Source organism: Aneurinibacillus sp. Ricciae_BoGa-3 (genome assembly GCF_028421645.1).
GTDB lineage: Bacteria > Bacillota > Bacilli > Aneurinibacillales > Aneurinibacillaceae > Aneurinibacillus_B.
The window spans coordinates 107,501-119,637 of the sequence record NZ_CP116887.1 but is presented as its reverse complement, the minus strand read 5'-3'; the positions used below and the strand labels follow the sequence as shown (position 1 = coordinate 119,637).

Genomic DNA, 12,137 nt, shown 5'->3' with positions numbered 1-12,137 from the left:
TTTCTCCATCCTTAGAATAATCCCGGAAGGTTGGCCCCGCCCGTGAATTTCCCCATATCTTTCGCAATCACTTCGTCCGCTTTAGCAAGTGCCTCATTAATAGCGGCAAGCACCAGATCTTGAAGCATTTCAACATCATCTGGATCAACAGCTTCCGGATTGATTTTAACATCGAGAATTTGTTTATGGCCATTAGCTGTAATGGTTACCATACCCCCGCCAGCTGTTCCCTCTACGGTCTTATCCTTTAACTCTTCCTGTGCTTTTTGCATCTGCTGCTGCATTTTCTTCATTTGTTTCATCATATTTTGCATATTCCCGCCACCAAACATACCATTACCTCCTAGTCTATAATACGAACGAGATCTTCTCCGACCAGTTTCAACGCTTCTTCAATAAGCGGATCACTGGACGGTTCCTCCTTTTTTTCCTCGGACACTTCTTGTTCTGTGGAAGGCGTAACGGAACCGCTGATCTCCCTCCACTGGTTTTCCATCAAAGTATACAATTCAACAGGGCGATTGATAACCCCTTTTATAACTTCCTCAATGAGCTTTTTGTTGTCTTCCCGCGCCGTTGTCTCACAATGGATTACCGTTTTAAAGCCCAAAACAAGGCCATCATCGGATAGAGCCACAGGATGGCCATCCTGGAGCCACGCGCTAAGGCTAACGCTGCGCTGTTTAACCCGGGAAAGTACATCAGGCCAGATCGATACTAATTTTGAAACCTGCTTTGGATAAGACTGAACCGCAATTTCCCGTATGCGGGCAGTTGGTATTTTCACCGTGGACTGAAGTTTCTTAGGCTCCCGCTTTTTAGCCGCGGTTGAACTATGCGTTTCTGTTGTAGGTTCTCTGGTCTCAATTTTCTTAATGTGGTTCTCCAATGACTGAATCCGCTGCACGAGCTGTTCCAATGTACCGGCATCCACGGCTGGACTTTCAATAGAACGAGCTGCATCCGGGGCAGAAGATGGGCGAAAACCATCAGCAGCATCTTCCGTCTGGCACAGTTGGATGAGTACCAACTCGAGAAGCACACGCGGATGATTCGCCCACTTGATTTCATTTTGCGAGCGGTTTAGCTGTTCAACAATCGTAAACAACCGCTCTCGCTGATACGAATCACCCAGCTCTTTGAACGCAGGGTCAATGGCAATTCGGTCCTGAATTTCCTCGAGTCCCGGCGCTGTCTGATAAAGCAGCAAATCCCGAAAATAAAACAACAGATCGTCCAGGAACTGCTCCGGGCTTTTCCCCCGCTGTACAAGCTTGTGCACCACATCCACTACTTCAGCGGCGGATCCATCCCGAACATAGCGGGCCGCCTCTGCGAGCAGTTCATGGGACACCGCACCTGTAATAGACAGCACATCCTCAAGTTCGACCCTTTTTCCTCCAAAGGACAGGGCCTGGTCAAGAAGACTCAACGCATCCCGCATCCCGCCTTCAGATAAACGCGCGATAAACGTAAGCGCCTGTTCAGACACATGCAAATCTTCGGATTGGATAACCTCACTCAGCCTGCTCACTATAGCCGCACTGCCAATTCTGTGGAAGTCAAAGCGCTGGCAGCGTGAAACAATGGTTGCCGGCAGCTTATGAGGTTCGGTAGTAGCGAGGATAAATAAAATATGTGCAGGAGGCTCCTCCAGCGTTTTTAACAGTGCGTTAAACGCTTCCGTTGTCAGCATATGAACTTCATCTATAATGTATATCTTAAATTTCACCTGAGAAGGTGCATATTTTACTTTATCTCGAAGATCCCTGATCTCATCAATCCCGCGGTTAGAAGCAGCATCAATTTCAACAACATCCACAACGGATCCGTCTGTAATCCCCTTACATGCATCACATTGATTACAGGGTTCTTCAGCAGGGCCGTTCTCACAGTTTACAGCCTTGGCCATAATTTTAGCTGCGCTTGTCTTCCCAGTGCCCCGCGGGCCGCTAAATAAATACGCATGGGAAAAACGCTGCTCCCGAATGGCGTTCTGCAGTGTGCGTGTCACATGTTCCTGTCCGACAATATCACCGAATTTTTGAGGACGCCAAACACGATACAATGCTCGGTAGGCCATTTTGTATCTCCATCTTTCCTATATTAAATCAATTGCCCTTTAATTATAACATTATTTTATCTTTGTGAGAAACGAACCGGATATTAACAGGATGGAAGGGTGATATAGAACGTTGTACCGTTGCCTTTGGACGAGACGCGTATGGTGCCCCCCATATCGTGTATGATTTTCTGGCAAACTGGCAGCCCAAGCCCAGTACCTTCTTCTTTTGTAGTAAAAAAAGGATCGAATATTTTATCCAAAAGATAAGGCGGAATTCCATGCCCTGTATCCTGGACAGCGATTTCGATCTGATTTCCCACCAGCGAAAAACGAAGAGTGAGCACCCCTTTATCTTCCATGGCTTCTATCCCATTCTTCGTCACATTCAAGAGCACCTGTTTCAATAATTCGCCATCTCCAATAATGGAAGGAAGGGCTTCCGAACTTTCCACGACAACATCAATGCCGTGCAGAAGGGCTTCATTCTTCACAATTGGCAGGATCTCCTTAAACACCTGTTCCACATCAACAATCTGATACTGCACCTGTCTTGGCTTGCTGAGGAGAAGAAATTCACTGACAAGGTCATTAATGCGTTTGATCTCCATCAGCATAATTTTTGTGTACTCTGTCTCCTTCACTAAACCCGCTTCCGCTAGAGATTTCTGCATCATCTGTAAAAAACCATTTATAGAAGTAAGCGGGTTGCGAATTTCATGCGCTGTTCCTGCCGCAATCTGGCCAATCATCGCCAGGCGATCTTTGCGTTCAATTTGCTGGCCAATCGAATGCATATTTGAAACATCCTTAAACAGATAATATCCGCCTGCAATTTCACCGTTCGGCAATCGGAAAACATCTGAGTCCACAATCAATTGAAATCTTTTTTCCCCATTGCGCCAGGAATGCGCATGGTTGCGCACAGTTACCCCTTCAAGAATAGACGGCGATATAAAATGATCGCGTACATCCGCAAAAGCTTCGGTAAACGTTCTGTTTATAATATGCTCCTTTTTAACCCCTAGAAGTTCACACGCTTTCCAGCTAACTTCATAAATAACGCCTTGCTTATTAAAAATAATAATGCCCAGATTAACATTCTCAATAATCTGATTATAGAACGGTAGGAGGAAGCCCTCTGTTTTATTCTCTTCAATGTTTGTCATGAGAAGATAGTGGTACACCTGCTCCGTTTTTTTAGCTTCACTATATATAATTAAATTGCATGTGCATGTCCTGCCCGTCTTAAGTTTCAAAATCATGCGGGGAGCCTTTTGGCTTTCCTGCGCAATGGTTTTGCACCCGGTCATCCAATCGCGAAAGGAGTCACGCGTCAGAAAAAGATCGTTGTATTTTTTCGTTTTAATCTGTTCATACGTATGCCCGGTAGCCTGAAGCAGAATGGCATTCGCTTCGACTACATTCCCTTCCCCGTCAAACAGCGCCGCTGCAAACGGAACGCTATGTAGGTGCTGTTCAATTTGTTCTCTGCTAAGCTCTAACTTAAAAGAAGAATGCGGCATATCTTTCACCTCGCGTTGTACCACTTAGGACCCAACTAACATATTCTGCATTTTTTTTAAAAATCCTTTTTAATAATTAAAAAGCCCCTGACATAAAGTCAGGAGCTTATAAAAATGTTAGCCGCACACCTGCCATTGATACGTCCATCCAGGCGTACCCGCGTAGTTAGCTCAAACCAGGCAACCCTGCGGCACACGAGAAATTCCACTTATGGCTGCTTCCTTCCGGACCTGACCAGGTTCATGGGTTCCCATTGCGCAGGACCCGGTTCTCAACACCACTTTCACAAGTCGGACCCTACATGAAACGCACCTCCGACAGGAATTCAACCCCGCTATAGCGGATTGCGGGTTACAGGGCACCGCTACCTCCCCGTCTAGTGCGACAAAATTATAAACAAGTTTTATAGCGGTTCATCACCGCTTACTTATAATAACAAAAAGCAGATTGCAAAGCAAGATGGTGGGGATATTTACTATATCCCACCTGTATTATACCCAGCGGCACATAAACTATCCGGCAGCTTCCACGCCTGGAACTTTTCCCACTCATTCATCCCACGCATAAACAGGTATTAAACTTCACAGATTATGTAAAGAATCCATACTATAAGGACTGGAGCTGAAATACCCATGGCACAGAAAAATAAGATAAAAAATATCGAACTGGATAACCGCAAGCTGATTAACGAGTTGGAGAAGACCCCTTACTCCACAAACCTGGTTGAAGAAATTGAACAGGATGAAGTGAACTATCGCGATACTGGGGTGCGGGACGAAGACAAATAGGAAATAGGATACTGCGTTAAAAAAGGACGCCAGGCCTGGCGTCCTTAATCTTTTTATAGGTATGGCGGAGATGGAGGGATTCGAACCCCCGCACGCTTGCGCGCCTAACTGATTTCGAGTCAGTCCCCTTGAGCCGGCCTTGGGTACATCTCCATATGAAACGAAAATAATTATATCACATATCGTTTAGCAAATCAATCGTTTTGATATTCGTCAAAGTTTCCTTCAGGGTTATCATTGATTTTGCCAAACTTTGGACCTATAATCATTTTATAATTTATACTGACTAGTCAGTACAAAATATAGAGGTGACATCATTGCGAGCAAAAACAAAAGAACTTATTTTTCAGGGAGCCCTCAAGGCATTTGCGGAAAAGGGCTACAATGAGACAACCATGGATCAAATATCGGAACTATGCGGGGTGGCGAAGGGTACCCTGTATTACAACTTCAAGACGAAAGAAGATTTGTACATATTTGTTATGGAGTCAGGCGTTGAGCGATTTATCGAAAAAATTAGAGATTTCGTTGAAGTGATCAGACCGGATGATTTTCGCCAGCGGGTTATCCGGCTAATCGAAGCACACTTGGAATTTTTCCAGACCGAAACAGACTTCTGCCGGCTCCTCCTAAGCAAAGCATGGGGAACCCAGGAGCGCCATTATACGATTCGCCATGTACTGCAGAAATACTTCGAGTTTCTTGAGTCGCAATTACAGACCGCCAAGGATGCGGGGAAGCTCCCATCTATTATTGATATCCGCACGACAGCAAGCAGCTTTTTCGGTATGCTGGCCTTCACTACAATGAGAACGATTGCATACGGACAATCGCTGGATGAACCGGCGGTCCGCTATAGTGTGCAGAGCCTGGCTTTACATGCGCTGGGCATCTTCGAAGAATAAACACAGACATAGAGATAACCAAACAATGAGAGGTGCAAGGAAAAAAAGGGATGAACCTGCCAGTGCAGCTAATCATCCTTCTTTTTTCGTTTTTCCCGAAGGGCACGAAAAAAGTCTTTAAGCAGCAGGCCGCATTCTTCTTCCATCACTCCCTGCGTAATTTCGACCTGATGATTGAAACGCGGATCCTGCAAAAGGTTCATTAAGCTTCCTGCACACCCCGCTTTCGGATCCATTGCACCATATACAATACGGGGAATCCGGGCTTGTACGATTGCGCCTGAACACATTGGGCATGGTTCAAGCGTCACGTAAAGGGTGGTATCCAAAAGGCGCCAGCCTCCAAGCGATTCGCTCGCCTTCTTTATCGCCATCAATTCAGCATGGGCAAGCGGGTCTCTCGCTGTTTCTCTTTTATTGTAACCACTGCCTACTATTTCGCCATTGCGTACAATAATGGCGCCAATTGGGACTTCGCCGATCGCGGCTGCTTTCTTTGCTTCTTCAATGGCAATCGCCATATAATCGTGATCCTCCAACGTAGTCATGCTGTTCGGCATAGCGGCCTCCTTTTCCCCATTATACAATGTTTCTTTCACCCATTATCAATTAAGAACCCCAGGAGATTCATTGCGCCTGGGGTAAAAGTTCAATATCCTCTTCCAGTTCGGCCAAAATAGTAATGTACATGGCCACGAGCCAATGCCGTTTCGCCATTAAATTCATGATAATGCCCCCCACCAGGCAAGGGAATAGCGGGACCTGTAACCCCACGATAATAATGTACATGACCGTCATCAAACGATGTATTTCCTTCATAATAATGAACGTGACGATCAATTCCTCCAGGATTAACTGAAGTGACCCCGCTCATTCGATGACGGTGTCCAAAGTTCACGGATGTTATCGTAGCGTAGGGGTGTCTGTGTGGAGGACCCTGTCTAGTTCCCCAGTTAATTAATTCAACATTGTGGGCGTGAAAGCCAGCTTTTTCTGTCATTTATAAGCCCCCCTAAAATCCAATCTACGTTCAGTTAATGCAGGGGTTATATAAATGGACACGGCTAATGCTTAATTTCAGATTTTTTTATGCATCATGAAGCAGTTTATGGCTGAACGGCATCGTTTAGTTCATTAATCATAACTAATGCCTGGTAATACTGGTGCCGGCTTCTGTTTAACTTCGCGAGCCTCAGCAGGTTAGCCAAATCATCAACATACCATTTAAGCTCCGGCAATTCATTCATTTGATTAGCTTCCTCAGATATATCCTTAATGGTCTGCAGCTTCCGGGCAATGTCCTCGTCTTCCATTAAGTATACCTGACTGTTTTTTAAATCCTCCACATTGGCAAAGTGTACAACCCCTTTCCCGGAAACACCTGAGTGGCTGATTTGTTTTATCCATGCTCTTACAGCTGCTTTACGCTGAACAGGAAGTAGTTTCGCGTTATTCAAGCGTTGAACCATTATTCCATCGCTTATTTTGACACCCTGAGTGGACGGTGGGCGATACGGCTTTTTGAATTCTTCTGCAATTTTCAGCAGATTGCCCCCCGTGTATCCAAACAAAGCTTTGTCCAGCTTAATAAATTTATCCATCGCATCATCCAGCAGCACCGGGTCGCTGCGCAACTGGGCCTGATTTAACAAAGGAAAAACGCCTATCACATATTTTTTAAGGTCGGAGGAGTTTGTATTCGTTGTTATGTAGCTTGCATACGTCCCAGCGTCGCGGCTGATGGCAATAATCTGCTCTCTGGATTCATCAAAGTCCCCTGAACGAATTTCTTTTAAGTATCCTACCGCCAGCTCCCTAATCACCATAATAATTGAAGCTTTCACTTCAACGGATGATGGCCTCTGAACCCCTGTCCATTTTCCGTCTGAATCGAGGGTGGCCCGTTGCTTCATAAAGTATGCTTTACCGCTCTGAAACTGTATATCATCGGGGCCAACTTTACCGCTTTGCAGATAGGTTACCCCTTCACGCAGATTCGCTACAATACTGTCTAAAGATGCTGGCTGCGGATGGGATATCTGCACTTTTTTTGTCTCTTGCGGTTTATCTGCTATACGTTTTTCAGGAATGCACCCTCCCAGCAACACTTCCCCCGCCAGTATGGATGTGCAAATGATTATGCCCCCAGCATAATTTTTCAACCATAAGACCCCTTTCGTATACCTCTCACTGCCTACTTTATCTCAATCGACAGCAAATTTTAACCCCAAAGCGCTGTAAAAAACACCCTGTTAGAGAAAGCAGGGTGTACGAAATTACATAAAACGCATATATTCATAACGTTTTTCTTCTACTTCTTTCATCATTTTAGCTACATGATTGTCGCGTTCGATTTTGTTGATGTCGGGATGTGCATCACGTTTTGCTACTGTAATCGTGAAATAGATCAAGTCGATGGTAAACATGGATAATTCCTCCCAAGTAAATTTGTTTGTTTACGTTAAGCCTTTCTCCTTGTATAACCAGATAAGCAATGCATTTGTTCGAACCATATGGTCATCCTCCTTTCATGGTTTAAAAATGCAAAAACCCTGGGATAAAAATCCCCGGGTTTTTACATCGAAATATATAGCCCACCCGGGATTGACAGCCCAGGATAATTACGCCTAATGGGTAATTTGGAAGGCAACCTCTTCTTCAAGAACAAAGAGGTGCACCGGGGCCGAAATGATAAACATATGCATCTTGTTTGGTTGTATGTGTCAAACGTTGCATAATTTTCGACCTCCAATTTCCAAAATTATCTACTTGAAATTATATAATTTTTCCAAATAGAAGTAAACACTATTTTTTTGAAAATTTTAACTAAAATTAATCTGTTTATTACATACCCTTTTTGGTTAATTCCATCTCAACTTGCGCGGTTGCTACAAGGCTGTGTGGATAAAAAGAATGCACGGCTCCATTCTCAAAATACACCGTATAACTGCCTCGCTTCTGGATACATTGAATCGTTCCTACCTTATTAAAAAACCTGTTTTCGGTTTCTATAACTTTTACCCTCTCGCCCCTCTGGAACAAGTAACAGGGATACATGGCTTCACTTCCTCTAAATCAAATTCTATTTGTGCATGATGGTAGCTTTACTATATCTGCTTTTTACAAGTAAACCAAACGGCTTGGAGCCTGATAATAAACGAGTTAACCGTTTACATCTTGTTCAATTTAAAATTAGCTTTACTTTTCATAATCCTTATGTAGTAATAATCGTTCTAAATATTGCTGTGAGTTTTAATAAGAAAAATCCATTGTTTAATATTTCGAAACCCCGGGTAATTCATTAACATAAGCGGGAATAAGCGAGACGAAAAAGATAATGCTTCGTCCATTATCAACCTCAGCTCAGTGTTTCGGCTTATAGCCAACTTCAGCACGTTTATAACTACAGTTTTTAAACGTGCGAGGAACCCCAAGCTATGAATGACGTATATAGGTTCCGATAAAAAGTGTGAGCCTTTCTGGCTTGCACTTTTTATTGTTTTTACGCAATAAAAAAACCTTTTTCTTTGTGAAAAAGGTCATGATTATTATGTATGGTGGGCCTAGGCTGACTCGAACAGCCGACCTCACGCTTATCAGGCGTGCGCTCTAACCAACTGAGCTATAGGCCCATAATGGCGGAGAAGGAGGGATTCGAACCCTCGCACGGTTTAACCCGTCTACTCCCTTAGCAGGGGAGCCCCTTACAGCCACTTGGGTACTTCTCCACAATATAAATTGTTGGTAGCGGCGGAGGGGATCGAACCCCCGACCTTACGGGTATGAACCGTACGCTCTAGCCAGCTGAGCTACACCGCCAACATATAAAAAATGGTCGGGAAGACAGGATTTGAACCTGCGACCCCCTGGTCCCAAACCAGGTGCTCTACCAAGCTGAGCCACTTCCCGAATGTTGCAAAAAGATAAATCAATATAAATGGCGTGCCCGGAGAGACTCGAACTCCCAACCTTCTGATTCGTAGTCAGACACTCTATCCGATTGAGCTACGGGCACATCTGATTTCATTCTTTGCAAAGATGTCCATTCTACGTAGTTAGAATGAATATTAATGGAGCACCCTGCGGGTATCACTGATTCGAAATCAGCATGAAGTTAATCGACGCAGTTGAATTCGATATTAATGGAGCGGACAACGAGACTCGAACTCGCGACCCCGACCTTGGCAAGGTCGTGCTCTACCAACTGAGCTATGTCCGCATATGGTAAAACCTACCCAGTACTAGTGATTCCATTCTCTGCAAAGGAGAATATTCGACGTAGTTAGAATGAATATTAATGGTGCGGATGAAGGGACTTGAACCCCCACGGTGTTGCCACCACTAGAACCTGAATCTAGCGCGTCTGCCAATTCCGCCACACCCGCATTAATTACTCCATAAGGAAGTATTGACAACTAAACATTAAATAAGACATACCTTGCCATCAATTGCAATACTAATGACTCACAATTGACTTCGATACCGGATATGTGAGGGTTTTAGCCCTATTCTTTTGGGCCCCATAAAAGTATTCGGAATAACATCGAAGCATACGCTTCACTTTTATTCTGCAAGTGATCATACTCGTCACTTTTGATTAAAGTGGTGAGCCATACTGGACTCCGACGCACAGGATGTGCAAGGTTCTGCATTGCAACACGATGTTGCGGTTTTAGCAGAACTTCCTCTCTGGTGAGAGTCCTGTTCGAATGATTACAAAGTCTGCAGATGATCATACTCATCATTTTTAATTAAAATGGTGAGCCATACTGGACTCGAACCAGTGACACCCTGATTAAAAGTCAGGTGCTCTACCAACTGAGCTAATGGCTCTTAAAATGGCGGAACTGACGGGACTCGAACCCGCGACCTCCGGAGTGACAGTCCAGCGTGAACTCCAACTTCACCACAGTTCCATAATAAGATGGTGACCCGTAGGGGATTCGAACCCCTGAATGCATGCGTGAAAGGCATGTGAGTTAAGCCGCTTCTCCAACGGGCCGACAGCAGATTACTGATTCCTTTGAAAACTAAAGGTTTGCACCTTGAAAACTGAACTGGAAGTAACGATGCGTTAGGAATTCATTAAAAATTGGGTTAAGCCCTCGACCGATTAGTATTCGTCAGCTCCATGCGTTGCCGCACTTCTACCCCGAACCTATCTACCTCATCATCTATAAGGGGTCTTACCAGCTTATGCTGTGGGAAATCTCATCTTGAGGGGGGCTTCACGCTTAGATGCTTTCAGCGCTTATCCCGGCCGCACATAGCTACCCAGCGATGCTCCTGGCGGAACAACTGGTGCACCAGCGGTGCGTCCATCCCGGTCCTCTCGTACTAAGGACAGCTCCTCTCAAATTTCCTGCGCCCACGACAGATAGGGACCGAACTGTCTCACGACGTTCTGAACCCAGCTCGCGTACCGCTTTAATGGGCGAACAGCCCAACCCTTGGGACCTACTTCAGCCCCAGGATGCGATGAGCCGACATCGAGGTGCCAAACCTCCCCGTCGATGTGGACTCTTGGGGGAGATAAGCCTGTTATCCCCAGGGTAGCTTTTATCCGTTGAGCGATGGCCCTTCCATGCGGAACCACCGGATCACTAAGCCCGACTTTCGTCCCTGCTCGACTTGTAGGTCTCGCAGTCAAGCTCCCTTGTGCCTTTACACTCTGCGAATGATTTCCAACCATTCTGAGGGAACCTTTGGGCGCCTCCGTTACACTTTAGGAGGCGACCGCCCCAGTCAAACTGCCCACCTGACACGGTCCTCCATCCCGATAAGGGATGCGAGTGAGAAGGCCGGCATAATCAGGGTGGTATCCCAAGGATGCCTCCACCGAACCTGGCGGTCCGGGTTCAAAGGCTCCCACCTATCCTGTACAAATCATACCAGCATTCAATATCAAGCTGCAGTAAAGCTCCATGGGGTCTTTCCGTCTTGTCGCGGGTAACCTGCATCTTCACAGGTAGTATGATTTCACCGAGTCTCTTGCCGAGACAGTGCCCAAGTCGTTACGCCTTTCGTGCGGGTCGGAACTTACCCGACAAGGAATTTCGCTACCTTAGGACCGTTATAGTTACGGCCGCCGTTTACTGGGGCTTCGGTTCACAGCTTCGCGCTTGCGCGCTAACCGCTCCCCTTAACCTTCCAGCACCGGGCAGGCGTCAGCCCCTATACTTCGCCTTGCGGCTTCGCAGAGACCTGTGTTTTTGCTAAACAGTCGCTTGGGCCTTTTCACTGCGGCCCCCTCACGCTTATCACGCTAGCGGGGCACCCCTTCTCCCGAAGTTACGGGGTCATTTTGCCGAGTTCCTTAGCAAGAGTTTTCTCGCGCGCCTTAGGATTCTCTCCTCGCCTACCTGTGTCGGTTTGCGGTACGGGTACCTTACTTCTCGCTAGAAGCTTTTCTTGGCAGTGTGAGATCAGGAACTTCGGTACTTAAATTTCCCTCGCCATCACAACCCGGCGTTACAGTGTACGGATTTGCCTATACACACGCCTCATTGCTTGGACAGACATAACCAGCAGTCTGCTTACCTTACCCTCCTGCGTCCCTCCGTTGCTCAAACGAAGTAGAGGTAGTACAGGAATTTCCACCTGTTGTCCATCGCCTACGCCTTTCGGCCTCGGCTTAGGTCCCGACTAACCCTGAGAGGACGAGCCTTCCTCAGGAACCCTTAGGCTTTCGGCGGAAGGGATTCTCACCCTTCTTTTCGCTACTTACACCGGCATTCTCACTTCCTGCCGCTCCACCCGTCCTTCCGGTCGAGCTTCACCGCTGCAGGAACGCTCCCCTACCCCTGACACCTACGGTGTCAAGCCACAGCTTCGGTACTTCACTTAGCCCCGTTA

General features: G+C 46.1%; 9 protein-coding genes, 11 tRNA genes, 1 rRNA gene and 1 other RNA gene (1 of these 22 cut by a window edge). 2 read left to right on the top strand and 20 right to left on the bottom strand.

Annotation, left to right across the window (positions count from 1 at the left end):
• Positions 1-11 precede the first annotated feature (11 nt).
• The 4 genes from PP175_RS00625 to ffs all read right to left on the bottom strand — a co-directional run bounded on the left by PP175_RS00625 (position 12) and on the right by ffs (position 3,974).
• Positions 12-332, bottom strand: coding sequence for a YbaB/EbfC family nucleoid-associated protein (locus tag PP175_RS00625; RefSeq protein ID WP_272441001.1), 321 nt, complete (start codon positions 330-332; stop codon positions 12-14).
• 11 nt (positions 333-343) lie between these two features.
• The gene (gene dnaX / locus PP175_RS00620) at positions 344-2,083 is read right to left on the bottom strand and encodes a DNA polymerase III subunit gamma/tau (protein WP_272441000.1); all 1,740 of its coding nucleotides are present in this window, start codon (positions 2,081-2,083) and stop codon (positions 344-346) included.
• Positions 2,084-2,166: 83 nt separating this feature from the next.
• The gene (locus PP175_RS00615; RefSeq protein ID WP_272440999.1) at positions 2,167-3,588 is read right to left on the bottom strand and encodes a PAS domain-containing sensor histidine kinase; all 1,422 of its coding nucleotides are present in this window, start codon (positions 3,586-3,588) and stop codon (positions 2,167-2,169) included.
• Between the two features lie 121 nt (positions 3,589-3,709).
• Positions 3,710-3,974, bottom strand: an RNA gene (gene ffs, locus PP175_RS00610) — signal recognition particle sRNA large type.
• Between the two features lie 247 nt (positions 3,975-4,221).
• Here ffs and PP175_RS00605 point away from each other — a divergent pair.
• Entirely contained in the window at positions 4,222-4,377 is a 156-nt protein-coding gene (locus PP175_RS00605; RefSeq protein WP_272440998.1) for a hypothetical protein, read from the top strand.
• A gap of 62 nt (positions 4,378-4,439) precedes the next feature.
• On the opposite strand, the gene PP175_RS00600 is transcribed toward PP175_RS00605, so the two are convergent.
• Positions 4,440-4,530: transfer RNA gene (locus tag PP175_RS00600), tRNA-Ser, on the bottom strand.
• Between the two features lie 164 nt (positions 4,531-4,694).
• Between PP175_RS00600 and PP175_RS00595 the strand changes: the two genes are divergently transcribed.
• Positions 4,695-5,282, top strand: a complete 588-nt coding sequence (locus tag PP175_RS00595) for a TetR/AcrR family transcriptional regulator (RefSeq protein WP_272440997.1) — start codon at positions 4,695-4,697, stop codon at positions 5,280-5,282.
• 68 nt (positions 5,283-5,350) lie between these two features.
• On the opposite strand, the gene tadA is transcribed toward PP175_RS00595, so the two are convergent.
• The 15 genes from tadA to PP175_RS00520 form a co-directional block, all read right to left on the bottom strand.
• Positions 5,351-5,842: a tRNA adenosine(34) deaminase TadA gene (gene tadA / locus PP175_RS00590; protein WP_272440996.1), complete on the bottom strand. Its 492-nt coding sequence runs from the start codon at positions 5,840-5,842 to the stop codon at positions 5,351-5,353.
• Positions 5,843-5,931: 89 nt separating this feature from the next.
• The gene (locus PP175_RS00585) at positions 5,932-6,282 is read right to left on the bottom strand and encodes a YmaF family protein (RefSeq protein WP_272440995.1); all 351 of its coding nucleotides are present in this window, start codon (positions 6,280-6,282) and stop codon (positions 5,932-5,934) included.
• A gap of 106 nt (positions 6,283-6,388) precedes the next feature.
• A complete protein-coding gene (locus PP175_RS00580; protein ID WP_272440994.1) occupies positions 6,389-7,444 on the bottom strand; it encodes a hypothetical protein in 1,056 nt (351 codons plus the stop codon).
• 114 nt (positions 7,445-7,558) lie between these two features.
• Entirely contained in the window at positions 7,559-7,708 is a 150-nt protein-coding gene (locus tag PP175_RS00575) for a YrzI family small protein (protein WP_272440993.1), read from the bottom strand.
• Between the two features lie 1,129 nt (positions 7,709-8,837).
• Positions 8,838-8,914 (bottom strand) — tRNA-Ile (locus PP175_RS00570).
• A 4-nt stretch (positions 8,915-8,918) separates the two neighbouring features.
• Positions 8,919-9,010 (bottom strand) — tRNA-Ser (locus PP175_RS00565).
• A 14-nt stretch (positions 9,011-9,024) separates the two neighbouring features.
• A tRNA-Met gene (locus PP175_RS00560) sits at positions 9,025-9,101 on the bottom strand.
• 13 nt (positions 9,102-9,114) lie between these two features.
• Positions 9,115-9,191: transfer RNA gene (locus PP175_RS00555), tRNA-Pro, on the bottom strand.
• A 29-nt stretch (positions 9,192-9,220) separates the two neighbouring features.
• Positions 9,221-9,297, bottom strand: a tRNA-Arg gene (locus PP175_RS00550).
• Positions 9,298-9,425: 128 nt separating this feature from the next.
• Positions 9,426-9,501: transfer RNA gene (locus PP175_RS00545), tRNA-Gly, on the bottom strand.
• Between the two features lie 79 nt (positions 9,502-9,580).
• Positions 9,581-9,667: transfer RNA gene (locus PP175_RS00540), tRNA-Leu, on the bottom strand.
• A 372-nt stretch (positions 9,668-10,039) separates the two neighbouring features.
• Positions 10,040-10,115: transfer RNA gene (locus PP175_RS00535), tRNA-Lys, on the bottom strand.
• A gap of 6 nt (positions 10,116-10,121) precedes the next feature.
• Positions 10,122-10,198 (bottom strand) — tRNA-Asp (locus PP175_RS00530).
• Positions 10,199-10,207: 9 nt separating this feature from the next.
• Positions 10,208-10,284: transfer RNA gene (locus tag PP175_RS00525), tRNA-Glu, on the bottom strand.
• Positions 10,285-10,375: 91 nt separating this feature from the next.
• Positions 10,376-12,137 (bottom strand): 23S ribosomal RNA (locus PP175_RS00520); it runs 1,177 nt beyond the window's last position.

What these genes read in the sequence shown, in the direction of transcription:
- tadA (WP_272440996.1), bottom strand. Translation starts at nt 5,842, where the DNA reads ATGCCGAACAGCATGACTACGTTGGAGGATCACGATTATATGGCGATT.
- dnaX (WP_272441000.1), bottom strand. Translation starts at nt 2,083, where the DNA reads ATGGCCTACCGAGCATTGTATCGTGTTTGGCGTCCTCAAAAATTCGGT.
- PP175_RS00575 (WP_272440993.1), bottom strand. Translation starts at nt 7,708, where the DNA reads ATGTTTACCATCGACTTGATCTATTTCACGATTACAGTAGCAAAACGT.
- PP175_RS00615 (WP_272440999.1), bottom strand. Translation starts at nt 3,588, where the DNA reads ATGCCGCATTCTTCTTTTAAGTTAGAGCTTAGCAGAGAACAAATTGAA.
- PP175_RS00585 (WP_272440995.1), bottom strand. Translation starts at nt 6,282, where the DNA reads ATGACAGAAAAAGCTGGCTTTCACGCCCACAATGTTGAATTAATTAAC.
- PP175_RS00625 (WP_272441001.1), bottom strand. Translation starts at nt 332, where the DNA reads ATGTTTGGTGGCGGGAATATGCAAAATATGATGAAACAAATGAAGAAA.
- PP175_RS00605 (WP_272440998.1), top strand. Translation starts at nt 4,222, where the DNA reads ATGGCACAGAAAAATAAGATAAAAAATATCGAACTGGATAACCGCAAG.